Origin of the sequence: Pseudarthrobacter sp. CC12, assembly GCF_039907755.1 — a bacterium.
GTDB lineage: Bacteria > Actinomycetota > Actinomycetes > Actinomycetales > Micrococcaceae > Arthrobacter > Arthrobacter niigatensis.
On record NZ_JARDJH010000008.1, the window covers coordinates 45,380 to 61,359 of the forward strand.

The following is a 15,980-nucleotide window of genomic DNA, read 5'->3' on the forward strand; positions in this document are numbered from 1 at the left end:
GCGCCCTAAGGCCGGACGACGGCGGTTCCCGTGCCCTGTTCCTCGATCCGCGCCAGCATGTCCGGGGCCGTGAGGTTCTCGCCGAGCAGGTTGGGCTTGCCGGTGCCGTGGTAGTCGGAGGAACCGGTGATCAACAGGCCATGCCTGGCAGCGAGCCTGCGCAGGAAGTCCCTGCCCTCTTCCGGATTGTCCCGGTGGTCGATCTCCAGGCCGGCCAGGCCGGCGTCGATCATCTCCCGGTAGGTCCGCTCCCCTACGATCCGCCCCCGGGCGGAGGCCACCGGATGGGCAAACACCGGCACGCCGCCGGCGGCACGGACAAGGTCGACGGCGGTGGCCGGGTCCGGGGCGTAGTGCGGGATGAAGTAGCGGGACCGGGAGGTGAGGATGGAGGCGAACGCCTCGGAACGGTCCTCCACCACACCCGCGGCAACGAGGGCGTCGGCGATGTGCGGGCGGCCGAGGGTGGCGCCGGGCGCTACATGGTGGATTACGTCGTCCCAGGTGAGCGGGTAGTCCTCGGCGAGGATGGTGACCATCCGTTCGGCGCGGGTCAGGCGGGAGTCCTTGGCCTTGGTGATTTCCTCGAGGAGCCCGGGATGGGTGGGGTCGTGCAGGTAGCTCAGGAGGTGGACGCTGATGCCTTCCTCCGTCCGGCAGGAGACTTCCATGCCCGGTACCAGGGCCACCCCGCAGATGGCTGCGGCCGCGGCGGCTTCCGCCCAGCCTGCCGTTGAATCGTGGTCCGTCAGGGCCACCACGTCCAGTCCCGCGCGGGCAGCAGAGGCCATGACATCGGCCGGGGTCTCGGTGCCGTCGGAGACGTTGGAGTGGGCATGCAGGTCAATCCTCACTTATCCAGCGTAGTGGACCGGGGACGGGAGACCGGGGAGGCCTGTTCGCATAGCCGGGACGCTGGTGAGACGATGGTGCCGTGAACGATGCCGAAAACACCCAAAACTCTGCTTCCCAGCCGCTGGAGGACCGCGTCAACAACCGCTCCCAGCGGCCCAGTTCCAACGCCTTCAAGGCCTTCATGGCCAGCAACTGGGCACCCTCCACCCAGGAGCTCCCCCAGCGCGATGCCGTGGCCCCTTACGCCGCAAACCGGCGCAAGGCCATCTCGGCCCAGTTCAAGGGCGAACGGCTTGTCATCCCCGCGGGGCCGCTCAAGGTCCGCTCCAACGACTGCGACTACCGCTTCCGCCCGCACTCCGGCTTCGCGCACCTGACGGGCCTCGGCCTGGACCACGAACCGGACGCAGTCCTGATCCTGGAACCGGTGGAAGAAGGAACGGGCGACGACGGCGCGAACCACCGCGCGACGCTGTACTTCCGGCCGCTGGCCGGCCGGGACACCGAACAGTTCTACGCGGACTCGCGCTCCGGTGAGTTCTGGATCGGGGCCCGCCCCACCCTCGAAGAATTCGAGGCCCGGCTTGGACTGGCCACCGCCCACATCGACCAGTTGGAAACGGCAATCACCAAGGACGTTGGCGCCCCGGAGATCGGCGGAATCTCCATCCGCCTGGTCCGCAAGGTTGACGAAAACATCGACGCACTGGTGGACACGGCCCGGTACAACACGGCCAAGGATCCCGAGACCCTGGACCTTGAAGTGCTCGATGCCCTGGACGAGAAGCTCAGCGAAGCCCTCTCCGAACTGCGCCTGCTCAAGGATGAGTGGGAAATCGAGCAGATGAAGATCGCCGTGTCCGCCACGGTCGAGGGATTCGAAGAGGTGGTCAAGGCCCTGCCCCGGGCCCTCACGCATGCCCGCGGCGAACGCGTGGTGGAGGGTGCCTTCTTCGCCCGTGCCCGTGAGGTGGGCAACGAACTGGGCTATGACACCATCGCCGCATCCGGCAACAACGCCACCGTGCTGCACTGGACCCGCAACACGGGGCGCATCCACGCCGGCGAACTGCTGCTCCTGGACGCCGGCGTCGAGGCCGACTCGCTCTACACGGCGGACATCACCCGGACGCTTCCGGCCAGCGGCACCTTTAGCGGGATCCAGCGCAAGGTCTACCAGGCGGTCCTCGACGCTGCCGACGCCGGATTCGCAGCCGCGCAGCCCGGGACCAAGTTCCGCGACATCCACACAGCGGCCACCACGGTCCTGGCAGAACGGCTCGCCGAATGGGGCATCCTGCCGGTCAGCGTGGAGGAGGCAATCAGCCCCGAGGGCCAGCAGCACCGCCGCTGGATGCCGCACGGTACCAGCCACCACCTGGGCCTCGACGTCCACGACTGCGCCCAGGCCAAGCGGGAACTCTACCTCGACGGCGTCCTCACCGAGGGCATGGTGTTCACCATCGAACCGGGCCTGTACTTCAAGAAGGAGGACCTGGCCATCCCGGAGGAATACCGCGGCATCGGTGTCAGGATCGAGGACGACATCCTCATGGCCGCCGACGGCCCCGTCAACCTCAGCGCCGCCCTTCCACGCAATGCGGAGGATGTGGAGGACTGGATGGCCGGGATCTACCGGACCGAAGAAGCCTAGGCAACACCCAGGCATGAAAGAGCGGGGCCGCCGGATTCAGTCCAGCGGCCCCGCTCTTTGTGTGCGTACCGGTTTCTCCCGTGCGGCGCGTGGACCCGTGGTCCTGGACCGCGGTTACTGGCGGTCTTCGCCCCGGTGCTGGCCGCCCTGGGCACCATAGCCGGTATCAGTCGGATGGCCGCTACCGTCCTGCGCGTGGTCTCCTGCCGGGTGTTCAGCAGGGCGTTCCGCGGCGTCTTCCATCCCCGGTTGCCCCCCGGCCGGCCCCTGGGGAACGCGGACGCCGTACTGCGGGCGGCCGTCGGGCAGGTCCGGGTAGCGGACCGCGGAACGGACCGGCTGCTGGGCGGCGTGCTGCTGGCCGCCGTCGTAGTGCTGCGGGGGCTGCTGGCCGCTCTGCTGCTGGCTGCCGTCCTCCGGGTACCCGTGGCCTTCCTGCGCCGGTCCGCCCTGGGCTGACGGGCCGGAGGACCTCTGGCCGTAGGGATCGTTCCAGCCGGTGGGACGGGCCGGGCCCTGTCCCTGCTGCTGGTGGTGCTGCTGCTGGTATGGCTGGTTGTGGTAGTCGTGCTGCGTGTACGGGCCGTGGCCGGATGCTGCGTCGGAACGGGACATGGGCAGCTGCTGCAGGAGGCGCCGGGCCTCGTGGGCTGCCTCGGGGGCCACGATCACGTCATAGCTGGTGGCCACCACCTGGCTGGTGGAGGTGAAGTCCCGCTTGCCGCGCTGCATGGCGTAGGTGACGATGCCGAAGAGCATGAAGAACGCCGCGCCCATCAGCACCGAAGTCATGATGGAGAAGTATCCAGGCGACGGGGCGAAGAAGGAGAGCATGACGCCCACGAACAAGCCGAACCACATGCCGCTCAGGGCCCCGGAGAGCGCCACCCGCGGGTAGCTCAGGCGCCCCGTGACACGTTCCACCATCTTCAGTTCGTTGCCCACGATGGACACCATCTGGACCGGGAACTGCTGGTCCGCCAGGTAATCGACCGCCTTCTGGGCGTCGAGGTAGGACGTGTAGGAGCCAACGGTGTCGCCGGTGGGAACAGCCCGGGCATCATCGGGTCCGCTCGCGGCGCCGGGCTTGGGACCACCAAAAATGTTCGACATAAACCCATTCTTGCCCATGAAGGTGGGTGCCGCCTGTAAATTCAGCTAAAAGAGAGCAGACTCGGTAGCCTGTAGTGGTGAGCACAACACCTACCCGCGTCTTCGTGGCACGCCTTCTTGGCCTCGACGTCTTCGACCCGCTGGGCGACCGGCTGGGCCGGCTGCGCGATGTTGTTGTGCTGTCGCGGGGGACCCAGGGAGCCCCGCACGTGGTGGGCATCGTGGTGGAAGTGCCGGGAAAGAAGCGGGTCTTCGTGCCCATGACCCGCATTACCTCGATCGACCAGACCCAGGTTATCTGCACCGGCCTGGTGAACCTGCGCCGCTTTGAGCAGCGCGGGGCGGAAACCCTGGTGGTGGCCGAAATGTTCGACCGGCGGGTCACCCTCCGTGACGGCAGCGGCGACGCCACCATCGAGGACATCGCCATCGACCAGCACCGGTCCCGCGACTGGTTCGTCAGCAAGCTCTTTGTCCGGCGCGGACACTCCCTCTCGCCCTTAAGCCGGCTGCGCCGCAACGAAACGCTGATCATCGACTGGGCGGACGCCCAGCAGGGACCGCGCACCGAGCCACAGGCAGCCACCCAGTTCGTGGCCAACCACGAGGACCTCAAACCCGCCGACTTCGCCGAAGCCCTGCAGGAGATGAGCGACAAGCGCCGGTTCGAGGTGGCCAGCGAACTGCAGGACGAACGGCTGGCAGACGTCCTCCAGGAACTGCCGGAGGACGACCAGGTGGAGATCCTCTCCGCCCTGGATGTCCAGCGCGCCGCTGACGTCCTTGAGGAGATGGATCCCGACGACGCCGCCGACCTTCTCGGTGAACTCCCCTCCGCCCAGGCCGAGGAACTGCTCCAGCTCATGGAGCCCGAGGGCGCCGAGGACGTCCGCCGCCTCCTTGAGTACGACGAGGACACTGCCGGCGGCCTGATGACGCCGGTACCGGTCATCCTTCCCCCGGAAGCCACGGTTGCCGAAGCCCTCGCCCACGTCCGCCGGGAGGAGCTTTCCCCGGCCCTGGCGTCGTCCATCTTCATTGCCCGGCCGCCACTCGAAACGCCGACAGGCCGGTTCCTGGGCGTGGTGCATATTCAGCAGCTGCTGCGCTTCCCGCCGTTCGAGGCACTGGGAAACCTGGTGGACAAGAATCTCGAACCGCTGTCGGACCAGGCCCACATCAGCGAAGTGGCCCGGACCTTGGCTACCTATAACCTGAACTCCCTCCCCGTGGTCAATGACGCCGGCCGGCTTGTGGGGGCGGTGACTGTTGATGACGTATTGGATCACTTGTTGCCGGACGACTGGCGCGCCCACGACGGCGAAGCCCCGATAAGAAAGCTCGGTGGCCGTATTGGCTGATAACAGCGCTCCGAAGAACCCCAACCAGCGGAACCTGGCCACTGCGGAATCAAAAGGCAGTCTCGATACGCCCCTAAGCGCGCGCCAGCGGATCCTGCCCAAGTTCAAGCCCGATCCAGACGCGTTCGGCCATGCCACCGAGGGCTTTGCCCGGTTCATGGGCACGCCGCAGTTCCTGGTCTACATGACCGTCTTCTGCATCTTCTGGTTGGGCTGGAACACCTGGGCGCCGGTGGAGTGGCAGTTCGATTCGCGGGACCTGGGTTTCACCCTCCTGACCCTGATGCTCTCGCTGCAGGCCTCCTACGCCGCTCCCCTGCTGCTGCTTGCGCAGAACCGGCAGGATGACCGCGACCGCGTCTCGCTGCAGCAGGACCGCCAGCGGGCCGAGCGGAACCTGTCCGATACCGAGTACCTGACCCGGGAGCTGGCCTCCCTGCGGATCGCGCTGCGCGAGGTGGCCACCCGCGACTATGTCAGGGCCGAGCTGCGCTCACTCCTGGAAGACCTCCTTGAAGCACAAGAGGAACTGCGGACCCACGATGACACGGGCCCCGGTTCGCACGAATCCCCCCGTGACAAGGTGAAGGACAAACTCCGCGAACAGCGGGACCGGCAGCGCAACCCGCGCACCCAGCAGATCCCCCGGATCAAGCCCGGCCACTCCACACAGGACCGTTCATGAGCGAACCCATTGCCCGCACGGCGTTGGCTGGGGCAGTCAACGCCGCCCTTGCCACAGTGATCGACCCCGAACTCCGGCGCCCCATCACCGAACTGGGCATGGTGGATTCCGTCCAGGTGGCCGACGACGGCAAGGTCACCGTGGCAGTCCTGCTCACCATTGCGGGGTGCCCGCTGCGGGACACCATTACTGCCGATTCCCAGAAGGCCCTGTCGTCGGTGCCCGGCGTGACCGTCGTCGACGTCCAGCTCAAGGTGATGGACCAGACCCAGCGTGACGCCCTCAAGGAGAAACTGCGTGGCCCGGGCGGCCAGCGCAGGATTCCCTTCAACGAGCCTGATTCCTTGACCAAGGTCTACGCGGTGGCCAGCGGCAAGGGCGGCGTGGGCAAGTCCTCGGTGACGGTCAACCTGGCCACCGCCCTGGCCGCCCGGGGCCTCCGGGTGGGAATCGTGGACGCTGACGTCTACGGTTTCTCCGTTCCAGCCCTTCTGGGAATCACGCAAAAACCCACCCAGGTGGACGACATGATCCTTCCCCCCGTTGCGTACGGGGTAAAGGTCATCTCCATCGGCATGTTCGTCACCGGCAACCAGCCGGTGGCATGGCGCGGACCCATGCTGCACCGGGCCTTGGAGCAGTTCCTCACGGACGTCTACTTCGGGGACCTGGACGCCCTCTTCCTGGACCTCCCGCCGGGTACCGGTGACATCGCCATCTCCGTGGCCCAACTGCTGCCCAAGGCCGAAATCCTGGTGGTCACCACGCCCCAGGCAGCCGCAGCCGACGTCGCCGAACGGGCCGGCGCCATCGCCACCCAGACGGGGCAGAAAATTGCCGGTGTCATCGAGAACATGTCCTACCTGGAGATGCCCGACGGCGGCCGGATGGAACTTTTCGGAAGCGGCGGCGGGACGGTACTCACGGAACGGCTCAGCGCCACCGTGGGGGCGGACGTTCCGCTGCTGGGACAGATTCCCCTGGACATTCAATTGCGCGAGGGCGGGGATGCAGGGGTTCCGGTTGTCCTTGGCAGGCCCGGGACCGCGGCGGCTTCCGCCCTGGCGGGGATCGCCGGCCGGCTTGCCGCCGCACCGCGCGGCCTTGCCGGGATGAAGCTGGGGCTGCAGCCCCGCTGACCTGCCTAGGTGGCTTCGGTATCGAATGGCGCGGCTTCGCCGGGGGCGAGCCTCTGCACTACCCTTTCCGGGCGCTTTGGTGAAGCATCAGCCGCGGCTGCGGCGCCGGCGACGGCAGCCACCGCGGCGGGAGCGCCTGCGCTGACCGGTTTGGTGTCGTCGTCGAGCAGTGCTTCCTTGATGATGCGGCGGGGATCGTACTGGCGGGGATCGTATTTCTTCCAGTCGACATCGTCGATGTCGATGCCCACTTCTTCCTTGATTTGTTCCCGGGCGCCGTTGGCCATCCGGCGGACTTCCTTGACCAGGTTGGCCAGCTTCTGCGTATATTCCGGCAGCCGCTTGGGGCCGATCACCAGCACACCGATGATCAGCAGAAGAATGAACTCCGGGCCGTTGATTCCAAACACTTTAGGAAGATTACCCTCTCCGGGCTGCGAGTGACGATTCCCATCCGGCGGACGGGTGAACAGTCCGTGTCATTGGGTGAACAGGGCCGCGATCTTGTTGATTCCGCGCTCCAGCCGTGCATCCAGGGGTTCCGCAGCCTGCCCGTCGGGCTGCTCCGGGACGGATGCCGCGACCCCCTCCATGGCGGAATCGGCAAGCCGTTCGAGGATCGGCATGGCGTCGCCGGCCTTATCCGCGGGCAGGTCGGAGCGGTAGGTGATGGTCAGGCCTGCAGCCCGGTAGGTGGCGGACGCCGGGGACGTGGCCCACGCGTGCGCCGGACCTGTGCCCTGGCTGGCGGGGTGCTGTTCCGTGACCGTGGCGTGATGGGCGCCGTCAGTGAGCTGCAGTTCCACTGCAGGTTCCCCGTCAACCACCAGTGCCCGCGCGGCTTCCAGGTGGAATCCCATGGCCTGGAGGTCCGGACAAGCCCAACCCTCGGAACGGAGGGTGGCGAGCTGGGCGGCACTCAAAGTCCTGCCATCAGCGGGAGTTTGGGACGAAACGTGCGAGAAAGCAGCCTCGGGCCCGGCCTGTTCGCTGGCGGTGGGGTCCCCCGCTGCGGTGAACGCACCGACGGCCAGCACCCCGGCGGCCGCCATGGTTCCGCCCGCGGTCAGGGCCAGCGCCCGCGCGGCGAGGCGCGAGGTGCCGCCTTGGGGTACCGGCGCGGGCGGCTGGGCGGCCAGTTCGTGGGTGCGGGCCAGCAGCCGGGCGGTCAGGTCCTGGCTGGCGGGCGGGATGGGAGCATCGCGGAGGCGCTCCAAGTATTGCCGTTCCCGGCGCAGGGTGGCGGCACACTCCTGGCAGGCCTCGAGGTGGCTGCCGGTGCGCTGATGCCTGCCGCCAAAAGGAAACTGGGACCTCATGTGCCGATCAGAGGATGCCGGCGATGCGCGGCATCGAAAGCTTGCGGCGGGACTGCTGCGGGCGTGGATCACGGTGGGCCAGCTTCTCGCGGAGCATGGTCCTGCCACGGTGGATGCGGGACCTGACGGTGCCCAGCTTGACGCCCAGCGCCTCGGCTACCTCGTCGTAGGAGAGCCCCTCGAGGTCGCACAGGACCACGGCGGCACGGAAGTCCGGCGGCAGCTCTTCCAGGGCAGCCTGTACGTCCAGGTCCAGGTTGTTCAGCTCGAAGCTTTGCTCCGGTCCCGGCTCACGGCCGGGCAGGCGGGACTCCGCGTCCTCTGCCAGGGCGTCGAAACGGATGCGGGTCCTGCGCCGGGCCTGGTCAAGGAACAGGTTGGTGGTGATGCGGTGCAGCCACCCATCAAGGGTTCCGGGCTTGAAGTTCTCCAGCGAACGGAACACGCGGACAAAGACCTCCTGGGTGAGGTCCTCGGCGTCGTACTTGTTTCCGGTCAGGCGGTAGGCCAGCCGGTATACCTTCGCGGAGTGGTTGGTGACCACTTCTTCCCAGGTGGGACGGACCCACTCATCGTCGGGATTGTTTACTGCAGGGACAGGTGCCACTACTGAAGATGACATCGTCCACTCCCCTCGTGGAATGCTAACGCCCGGATACTGTTGACATCTCTGATTCGGCGCCGGTCACCTTTTGGATGAGCGGAAATCAATCATGTCAAACTTGGCTGGGAATTTCCTGATTACCTGCAAACTTCAGCGTTCGGCGCAACGGCTGCTTTCCGTTCCGGCAGGGCCGGACACAGTAGGCTTGGGGGGACATTCCCTTTACGCCCAGAAAGCGATTATTCATGAGCGCCGACAAGTCCAGCAGCTGGTCCTATGCAGAAGATCTGCCCGCTGAGGATGAGGTAATGCTTCGGGCGCGGGAACGTTCCTTTGAACTGGGGGTCAGCGCCATCAGCCCCGGAGTGGGCGCTGTCCTCACGGTATTGGCCGCTGCCTCGAAAGCCCAGACCGTCGTGGAGATCGGCACCGGCGCCGGCGTCTCGGGCGTCTGCCTGCTGCGCGGCCTCGGCGCGCACGCCGTCCTGACCACCATCGATGTGGACGTGGAGCACCTGCGGGCTGCCCGCGAAGCGTTTGCGGAGGCCGGCAGCCCCGCCAACCGGACCCGGACCATTTCCGGCCGGGCGGGTGACGTCCTGCCACGGCTTACGGACGGCGCCTACGACCTTGTCTTCATCGATGCGGACAAGCCGGGCCTGCCGGGCTACGTGGAACAGGCCATCCGGCTGCTCAAGCGCTCAGGGTTGCTGGTGATCAACGATGCGCTGGACAAGGACAAGGTAGCCAACCCTGCCGGCCGCGAGCCCAACACGGTGACCCTGCGGCAGGTGGGCAAGGCAATCCGCGACGACGACAGGCTGGCATCCGCCATGCTCCCCACCGGCGACGGCCTGCTGGTCGCGGTCAAGAAGTAGTTGCTGCATAAAGGTCAGGGTGCGCAGCCCGCTGGCCGCGCACCCTGACCGGCACGACTATTCGGTAACGCCTACCAGGCATTCCTTGAGGTTGGCTGCTTCGGCAGCGTTCAATTCGACCACCAGGCGCCCGCCGCCTTCGAGCGGGACCCGCATGATCAGGCTTCGGCCCTCCTTGGTGACTTCCATTGGGCCGTCGCCGGTGCGTGGTTTCATAGCCGCCATGAGGAATTCCCCTCCATTTTGTCCCAGGACTAATCAGCCCGGGCGGGCTGCGTCCGCATGTCGATCAGGCCGCTGTGGCGGGGTGGTTGACCACCGCCAATGCTGCGCGTTTTCTGAATGCTTATGTCCTTGCTTACCTATCATTATCGCGGAATTACCCGCACGTAGCTAATCGATGGACATTTCCGTCAACGTGTCATTCCCGCCCTGACCTGCATTAAAGCCCGTTTTTGCTACGGCGGATAATCCCCTCCGCCGGGCAGTTGCGCCCAGGCCCACAACCATACGATCCAGACGATCTGCAGCAGCAGGAACATGGCCACCACCGTCCCCCGGTACGCCCTGGAACGGGACAGGAACACGGCGCCCAGGGCCAGCGGAAACAGCGGCAGCAGCATCCTGAAGGTGCTGGTCTGTGGGTGCAGGAACGCCAGCAGGTAGCCCATGTAGCAGGCGCACCAGAGCCGAAGTTCGACGCCGAGCCGCAGCACTGGCGGCAGATACAGCATCACTGCGAACAGCGCCACGAAGACCAGCGGGGCAACAACACCCAGGACGGGACCGAAAAGTTCGACGCCGGTGTCGAACCAAGGCTTGAACGGAACCAGGTCCTGGCCCCGCCACACGGTTTCCGTCTTGGTGTAGGCCTGAAGGTCGCCGGTCGCCAACCACGCTGCGGCCGGCCAGGCAAAAGCGGACAGCCCGGCGACGGCGGTCAGTCCAGCGAGTGCGGCGAGGTCCCGGACGGAATGCGCGTCGCCGGAAGCGTCCTGACGCCGCCCGCTACGGACGTACGCGGCGGCATGGAAGACCAGGAGCAGCCCCACCATGGCTGCGAACGGAACACCGACAGGCCTGGACAGGCCCAGCAGGAACACCGCCGGAACAGCCCACAGGTACTGGCGCCGGACCACCAGCAGGAGGGCCCACGCGAGCAGCAGGAGGGACAGCGGCTCGGCGTAAGGGACCTGCAGGACGGCGGAAACGGGAAAGACCGAAAAGAACGCAACACCCCACATGGCCGGGGCGTGGGAGGCCTTCTGCCGGAACAGTGCGTAAACCACAAGGGCCGCCGCCCACCCGGCCAGCATGGCAACCAGGGTGAGCGCAGCGGCAGGCTCCATCCCGGTGAGCCGGCTGAGTCCGCCCGCCAGGGAAGGAAAGAGCGGGTAGAACGCCCAGGTGTTTTCCTGGACGTTCCCGGCTGCGTCCGTGGGAAGGATTGACGGGTAGCCGCTGGCAATGACCTGTCCGTACCAGCGGGCATCCCAAATATTGATGAAGTTCCAGTAGTCCGGTTTTGGCGGGAACCACGGGTTGGGACCCTGATGGAGTGCTGCGGCCATGAAGATGCAGGCGGAGGCCAGCCGGGAGCCGCCGTACACTGCGGTGACCTGGAGCCACCACGGCCAACGGCGGACGGCGGCGGCAGCCCGGTGGGCCACAGTACCGGCGGAGGCCAGCGGGTTGCGGCGGGCCACGGTGCTCACTGGCCGCCCTTGACCGGGGCAGCACCCTCCGGGGCTGCCCGGTTCCCATCCCCTTCCGCACCCGGCTCTTCCGGTGCCATGGCCGGGACCGGGGCGCCGTCGTCGGACGCCTCCCCTGCGTGCCGTTCGCCTGCGTCCAGCCGCCCGCGCAACGCCGCCAGTTCCGCATCCCGTGCGGCCAACTGATCCCGCAGTTCGTCGAGGACCTGGTCCACCTGGTCCATCCGGTAGCCGCGCAGGCCCAGGGAGAACCGGAGCCGGGTCACATCCTCCGGAACGGCGCGCTCCGGCAGGAGCACCGGCGGAAGGTTCGCCGGCGGCTCGTCCAATCCGCTCAACAGGGCCGGCAGCGTCGTGGCGCCCGACTTGCGGGAGCGCCGTCCCAGGCCGGCCCAAAGGACAGCCGCTACCAGCACGACGGCGAGGAAAACCAGAAAGAAGCTCACGGTCCCATCGTGCCAGACCCGCGCGGCCAAGCCGCGCCGCGGCTACTCCGGCCGCTGTTCGCCGTTCAGCGACGGGGTCACGGCGCCGTGAAGGACCCGGTCCACAGCCTCTGCCGGGTCATCCACCAGCTGGATCAGGTCCAGGTCCTTTTCGGAGACCATTCCTTCAGCCACCAGGGTGCCCCTGATCCAGTCGATCATCGGTCCCCAGAAGTCGACGCCGAGGAGGACGATGGGGAAGGACGTGACCTTCCGCGTCTGGACGAGGACCATGGCCTCGAACAGTTCATCCAGCGTGCCCAGCCCACCGGGCAGGACGATGAACCCCTGCGCATATTTGACGAACATGGTTTTGCGGGCGAAGAAGTAGCGGAAGTTGATGCCCAGGTCCACCCACTGGTTCAGGCCCTGTTCGAACGGCAGCTCGATGCCCAGGCCCACCGACACCCCGTTGCCCTCCACCGTTCCCCGGTTGGCCGCCTCCATGGAACCCGGGCCGCCGCCGGTGATCACCGCAACCCCGGCCTCGGCGAGCTTGCGCCCCACCTGGACGCCCATTTCGTAGTAGAGGCTTCCCGGCTTGGTACGCGCCGAACCGAAGACGCTGACCGCTTTTCCAATGTCTGCAAGCGCACCGAAGCCTTCGACGAATTCGCTCTGGATCCGCAGGACCCGCCAGGGATCGGTGTGGACGAACTGCCCCGGGCCCTTCGTATCGAGCAGGTGCTGGTCCGACATGTCCACTGCCGCTTGCTTGCGCCGCAGCTCAAGGGGCCCCTTACGGCGCGGCTGGGAATTCTTGGCCGGATCTGCATTGATGCTCATTCCCCTAGGCTAACCTCCAACATGAGGTATCTCTTGAATCACGATCAGCAGGAACTTGGGGTGATTGGCGTCATAACCCACTGTTGTTCGCTAGATTCTTTCTATGACTACTCATGTGCCCGGCGATGCTCTCGTCTCCCTGAACGCCGTAAATAAGCATTACGGCCAGCTGCACGTTCTGAAGGACATCAACCTCCAGGTCCGCAAGGGCGAGGTTGTTGTGGTCATCGGGCCCTCCGGCTCCGGTAAGTCCACCCTCTGCCGGGCCATCAACCGCCTGGAAACAATCGACGACGGCTCCATCACCATCGATGGCAAGGAGCTTCCCGCCGAGGGCAAGGCCCTGGCGAAGCTCCGGGCCGACGTCGGGATGGTGTTTCAGTCGTTCAACCTGTTTGCGCACAAGACCATCCTGGAGAACGTCACCCTCGGACCGATCAAGGTCAAGGGCGCTTCCAAGGCTGAGGCCGAAAAAGATGCCATGGCGCTGCTGGAGCGCGTGGGCGTCGGGCAGCAGGCGCCGAAGCTTCCTGCCCAGCTCTCCGGTGGCCAGCAGCAGCGCGTCGCCATCGCGCGCGCACTGGCCATGAAGCCGAAAGTCATGCTCTTCGACGAGCCGACCTCAGCGCTGGACCCCGAAATGATCAACGAGGTCCTCGATGTCATGGTCCAGCTGGCCAAGGAAGGCATGACCATGATCGTCGTCACTCACGAGATGGGCTTCGCCCGCAAGGCCGCGGACCGCGTGGTGTTCATGGCCGACGGGCAGATCGTGGAGGACGAGACTCCGGAGGAGTTCTTTACCAACCCGAAGAGCAGCCGCGCCAAGGACTTCCTGTCCAAGCTCCTGACCCACTAGCACACCGCACCGGCTGCCCCAGCGCGGCCGCTCAATGAAAGGTATCCCCATGAAAAACTTCTTTACCCGGAAGAAGCCGCTGCTTGTCGCGGCGACTGCGGCGCTGGCCCTGTCCCTCAGCGCCTGCGGCGGCTCAGGCGGCGGCGGAACTGCTTCCTCCGGTACTGATGAGGCTCCCTACAAAGTTGCTGACAACGTCACGCTCACCGGCAGCCCGACCTACGACGCCATCAAGTCCAGCGGCAAGGTCCGCATCGGCGTCAAGCAGGACCAGCCGGGCCTTGGCTTCAAAGACGCGGCCACCGGTGAATACACGGGCTTCGATATCGAGATTGCCAAGTGGATGGCAGCATCGCTGGGCATGAGCAAGGACAAGATCGAGTTCAAGCCGATCCCGTCCGCCAACCGCGAGTCGGCGATCACGAACGGTGACATCGACTACTACGTGGGCACCTACTCCATCACGGACAAGCGCAAGCAGCTGATCGACTTCGCCGGACCCTACTTCGTCACCGGGCAGGGCCTGCTGGTCAAGAAGGACAACTCCAGCATCAACAGCGAGAAGGACCTCACGGGCAAGAACGTCTGCTCGGCCACCGGTTCCACGCCGATCCAGAACATCAAGGCAAACTTCCCGAACACCAAGACCACCGAGTTTGATACCTACTCGCAGTGCGTCGAGGCGCTCAAGAGCGGCCAGGTTGACGCTGTCACCACCGACCAGGCCATCCTGCTCGGCTACGCTGCCCAGGAACCGGACAGCCTGAAGGTAGTTGGCCAGCCGTTCACCACTGAAAAGTACGGCGTGGGCCTGAAGAAGGGCGACACCGCGCTGCGTCAGTTCATGAACAAGACGTTCACCGACGGTAACTCTGTGTGGCAGAAGATCTACGACCAGACGCTGGGCCAGTCGGGCACGAAGGTCGAACAGCCCAAGGTAGAGAACTACTAAACCAAAGTTGAGGGGGCGGCCATGCAGCCGCCCCCTCTTCAACTGTCGAAAGCGACGATTCTGTGAATACGCTGCTGAACAATTCGGATCTCTTCATCACGGGATTCCGCAACACGCTAATACTTTTCTTCTTCTCGGCAATTTTCGCCCTGATCCTCGGTACCGTCGTTGCCGCGCTCCGCGTCTCCCCCGTACCCGCCATGCGTGCCACCGCGACGCTCTACGTCAACGTCGTGCGCAACACCCCGCTGACGCTGGTCCTCTTCTTCTTCGCCCTCGGCTACCCGAAGCTGGGCCTGGTCCCGATCGACTTTACGACCGCCGCCATCATCGGACTGAGCCTGTATACCGCCACCTACGTGGCGGAAGCTGTCCGTTCCGGCATCAACACCGTCCCGGTCGGACAGGCGGAAGCAGCCCGCGCCATCGGGCTCCCCTTCACCCAGACGCTGACCCTCGTGATCCTGCCGCAGGCCTTCCGCGCTGTCATCCCACCGATGTTCAGCGTTTTCATCGCCCTGCTCAAGAACACCACCGTCGCCGCAGGCTTCTCCGTCTTTGAAGCCGGGGCCATCCGGGCGAACCTCTCCGAACGCGGCGAGCCGGCCATGACCGGCCTCCTGTGGGTGGCGCTGGTGTTCATCATCCTCGTGTTCATCCTTTCCGCCCTGCAGCGAAAGCTTGAACAGAAGTGGAAGGTTGCACGATGAGTTCAATCCTTTTTGACGCCCCCGGCCCCAAGGCACGCGCCCGGTACCGGATCTTCGGCGTCGCCACCGCCATCGTGATCCTGCTGATCGTCGGGTTCGTCCTGCTCCGCTTCGCGGAAAGCGGCCAGTTCGAGGCGAAGAAGTGGCAGCTGTTCACCTTTCCGCTGGTGCAGCAGACCATTGCCCAGTCCGTAGGTGCCACGTTGGCCGCCTTCGGCACTGCGGCAGTCCTCAGCCTGGTCCTCGGCATCCTCCTGGCGTTTGGCCGCTTGTCGGACCGCCGCTGGATCAGCGCGCCGTGCTACGGCTTCACCGAGCTGTTCCGCGCGGTTCCGCTGCTGATCCTCATGATGATCTTCTACTACGGCCTGCCGACCATCGGTGTCCAGGGAATTACGCCCTTCACTGCCGTGGTCGCAGGGCTGGTGCTGTACAACGGTTCCGTTCTCGCCGAGGTGTTCCGGGCCGGCATCGAGTCCCTGCCCCGGGGCCAAAGCGAGGCCGGTTATGCCATTGGCCTGCCCAAGAGCAAAGTCATGACCAGCATCCTGCTGCCGCAGGCCATCCGGTCCATGCTTCCGGTCATCATCTCCCAGCTGGTGGTCATCCTGAAGGACACCGCCCTGGGGTTCATCGTCACGTACAACGAGATCCTCTTCCAGGCAAAGTACTTCGGCAGCCAGATCCAGTACGGTTCCCCGATTATCCCGGCAGCCATCGTGGCCGCCGTGCTCTATGTGGGTATGTGCCTGATCCTGGCCGCTGTCGCAAAATGGCTGGAGCGCAGGCTCTCCCGCAAGCCCGGCGCAGCAGTCATACCTGCGGCGGCTGTTCCCGCCGAGGTTTAGCCACCCGCCGGCATTGC

At 65.8% G+C, this 15,980-nt stretch carries 18 protein-coding genes; 9 read left to right on the forward strand and 9 right to left on the reverse strand.

Annotation, left to right across the window (positions count from 1 at the left end):
* Window positions 1–5: 5 nt before the first annotated feature.
* Window positions 6–854, reverse strand: coding sequence for a PHP domain-containing protein (locus PV772_RS08550; protein WP_347885873.1), 849 nt, complete (start codon window positions 852–854; stop codon window positions 6–8).
* An 80-nt stretch (window positions 855–934) separates the two neighbouring features.
* Between PV772_RS08550 and PV772_RS08555 the strand changes: the two genes are divergently transcribed.
* Window positions 935–2,509, forward strand: coding sequence for an aminopeptidase P family protein (locus tag PV772_RS08555; protein ID WP_347885874.1), 1,575 nt, complete (start codon window positions 935–937; stop codon window positions 2,507–2,509).
* A gap of 114 nt (window positions 2,510–2,623) precedes the next feature.
* Here the strand turns inward: PV772_RS08555 and PV772_RS08560 are convergent, their stop codons facing one another.
* Window positions 2,624–3,622 carry a general stress protein gene (locus tag PV772_RS08560; protein ID WP_141159901.1) on the reverse strand — a complete coding sequence of 333 codons (999 nt, stop codon included), beginning with the start codon at window positions 3,620–3,622 and terminating at the stop codon, window positions 2,624–2,626.
* Between the two features lie 77 nt (window positions 3,623–3,699).
* Between PV772_RS08560 and PV772_RS08565 the strand changes: the two genes are divergently transcribed.
* Genes PV772_RS08565 through PV772_RS08575 form a run of 3 tightly spaced genes read left to right on the forward strand, consistent with a single transcriptional unit; the run spans window position 3,700 to window position 6,807 of the window.
* Window positions 3,700–4,983, forward strand: coding sequence for a CBS domain-containing protein (locus PV772_RS08565; RefSeq protein ID WP_141159900.1), 1,284 nt, complete (start codon window positions 3,700–3,702; stop codon window positions 4,981–4,983).
* 34 nt (window positions 4,984–5,017) lie between these two features.
* Window positions 5,018–5,668, forward strand: coding sequence for a DUF1003 domain-containing protein (locus tag PV772_RS08570; protein ID WP_246839901.1), 651 nt, complete (start codon window positions 5,018–5,020; stop codon window positions 5,666–5,668).
* The gene (locus PV772_RS08575; protein ID WP_347885875.1) at window positions 5,665–6,807 is read left to right on the forward strand and encodes an Mrp/NBP35 family ATP-binding protein; all 1,143 of its coding nucleotides are present in this window, start codon (window positions 5,665–5,667) and stop codon (window positions 6,805–6,807) included. The genes PV772_RS08570 and PV772_RS08575 overlap by 4 nt, the downstream gene beginning before the upstream one ends.
* A gap of 5 nt (window positions 6,808–6,812) precedes the next feature.
* Here PV772_RS08575 and PV772_RS08580 read toward each other — a convergent pair whose 3' ends face one another.
* From PV772_RS08580 to sigE, 3 genes are all read right to left on the reverse strand, one after another.
* Window positions 6,813–7,217, reverse strand: a complete 405-nt coding sequence (locus PV772_RS08580) for a Sec-independent protein translocase TatB (RefSeq protein WP_141159897.1) — start codon at window positions 7,215–7,217, stop codon at window positions 6,813–6,815.
* 69 nt (window positions 7,218–7,286) lie between these two features.
* Window positions 7,287–8,126: an anti-sigma factor gene (locus tag PV772_RS08585; RefSeq protein WP_141181972.1), complete on the reverse strand. Its 840-nt coding sequence runs from the start codon at window positions 8,124–8,126 to the stop codon at window positions 7,287–7,289.
* 7 nt (window positions 8,127–8,133) lie between these two features.
* Window positions 8,134–8,748: an RNA polymerase sigma factor SigE gene (gene sigE / locus PV772_RS08590; RefSeq protein ID WP_141159895.1), complete on the reverse strand. Its 615-nt coding sequence runs from the start codon at window positions 8,746–8,748 to the stop codon at window positions 8,134–8,136.
* Window positions 8,749–8,975: 227 nt separating this feature from the next.
* Between sigE and PV772_RS08595 the strand changes: the two genes are divergently transcribed.
* The gene (locus PV772_RS08595; protein ID WP_141159894.1) at window positions 8,976–9,608 is read left to right on the forward strand and encodes an O-methyltransferase; all 633 of its coding nucleotides are present in this window, start codon (window positions 8,976–8,978) and stop codon (window positions 9,606–9,608) included.
* A gap of 57 nt (window positions 9,609–9,665) precedes the next feature.
* Here PV772_RS08595 and PV772_RS08600 read toward each other — a convergent pair whose 3' ends face one another.
* The 4 genes from PV772_RS08600 to PV772_RS08615 all read right to left on the reverse strand — a co-directional run bounded on the left by PV772_RS08600 (window position 9,666) and on the right by PV772_RS08615 (window position 12,594).
* Window positions 9,666–9,833, reverse strand: coding sequence for a DUF3117 domain-containing protein (locus PV772_RS08600; protein ID WP_009357720.1), 168 nt, complete (start codon window positions 9,831–9,833; stop codon window positions 9,666–9,668).
* A 233-nt stretch (window positions 9,834–10,066) separates the two neighbouring features.
* Window positions 10,067–11,323, reverse strand: coding sequence for a hypothetical protein (locus tag PV772_RS08605; protein ID WP_347885876.1), 1,257 nt, complete (start codon window positions 11,321–11,323; stop codon window positions 10,067–10,069).
* Entirely contained in the window at window positions 11,320–11,769 is a 450-nt protein-coding gene (locus PV772_RS08610; RefSeq protein ID WP_347885877.1) for a DivIVA domain-containing protein, read from the reverse strand. The genes PV772_RS08605 and PV772_RS08610 overlap by 4 nt, the downstream gene beginning before the upstream one ends.
* Before the next feature lie 42 nt (window positions 11,770–11,811).
* Window positions 11,812–12,594 carry a TIGR00730 family Rossman fold protein gene (locus tag PV772_RS08615; protein ID WP_141181975.1) on the reverse strand — a complete coding sequence of 261 codons (783 nt, stop codon included), beginning with the start codon at window positions 12,592–12,594 and terminating at the stop codon, window positions 11,812–11,814.
* Between the two features lie 103 nt (window positions 12,595–12,697).
* On the opposite strand from PV772_RS08615, the gene PV772_RS08620 reads away from it, so the two are divergent.
* From PV772_RS08620 to PV772_RS08635, 4 genes are all read left to right on the forward strand, one after another.
* On the forward strand, window positions 12,698–13,453 hold the full coding sequence (locus PV772_RS08620) for an amino acid ABC transporter ATP-binding protein (protein WP_141181976.1): 756 nt from the start codon (window positions 12,698–12,700) through the stop codon (window positions 13,451–13,453).
* 49 nt (window positions 13,454–13,502) lie between these two features.
* Window positions 13,503–14,405 (forward strand): glutamate ABC transporter substrate-binding protein, encoded by a 903-nt coding sequence (locus tag PV772_RS08625; RefSeq protein ID WP_141181977.1) that lies wholly within the window; start codon window positions 13,503–13,505, stop codon window positions 14,403–14,405.
* A 62-nt stretch (window positions 14,406–14,467) separates the two neighbouring features.
* On the forward strand, window positions 14,468–15,115 hold the full coding sequence (locus PV772_RS08630) for an amino acid ABC transporter permease (protein ID WP_141181978.1): 648 nt from the start codon (window positions 14,468–14,470) through the stop codon (window positions 15,113–15,115).
* Window positions 15,112–15,963, forward strand: a complete 852-nt coding sequence (locus PV772_RS08635) for an amino acid ABC transporter permease (RefSeq protein ID WP_347885878.1) — start codon at window positions 15,112–15,114, stop codon at window positions 15,961–15,963. Before PV772_RS08630 ends, PV772_RS08635 begins: the two co-directional genes overlap by 4 nt.
* Window positions 15,964–15,980 lie beyond the last annotated feature (17 nt).

Excerpts from the sequence above, each read along its gene's own strand:
- PV772_RS08615 (WP_141181975.1), bottom strand. The coding sequence starts at position 12,594 with ATGAGCATCAATGCAGATCCGGCCAAGAATTCCCAGCCGCGCCGTAAG.
- PV772_RS08625 (WP_141181977.1), top strand. The coding sequence starts at position 13,503 with ATGAAAAACTTCTTTACCCGGAAGAAGCCGCTGCTTGTCGCGGCGACT.
- PV772_RS08595 (WP_141159894.1), top strand. The coding sequence starts at position 8,976 with ATGAGCGCCGACAAGTCCAGCAGCTGGTCCTATGCAGAAGATCTGCCC.
- PV772_RS08560 (WP_141159901.1), bottom strand. The coding sequence starts at position 3,622 with ATGTCGAACATTTTTGGTGGTCCCAAGCCCGGCGCCGCGAGCGGACCC.
- PV772_RS08600 (WP_009357720.1), bottom strand. The coding sequence starts at position 9,833 with ATGGCGGCTATGAAACCACGCACCGGCGACGGCCCAATGGAAGTCACC.
- PV772_RS08620 (WP_141181976.1), top strand. The coding sequence starts at position 12,698 with ATGACTACTCATGTGCCCGGCGATGCTCTCGTCTCCCTGAACGCCGTA.
- PV772_RS08635 (WP_347885878.1), top strand. The coding sequence starts at position 15,112 with ATGAGTTCAATCCTTTTTGACGCCCCCGGCCCCAAGGCACGCGCCCGG.
- sigE (WP_141159895.1), bottom strand. The coding sequence starts at position 8,748 with ATGTCATCTTCAGTAGTGGCACCTGTCCCTGCAGTAAACAATCCCGAC.
- PV772_RS08575 (WP_347885875.1), top strand. The coding sequence starts at position 5,665 with ATGAGCGAACCCATTGCCCGCACGGCGTTGGCTGGGGCAGTCAACGCC.
- PV772_RS08585 (WP_141181972.1), bottom strand. The coding sequence starts at position 8,126 with ATGAGGTCCCAGTTTCCTTTTGGCGGCAGGCATCAGCGCACCGGCAGC.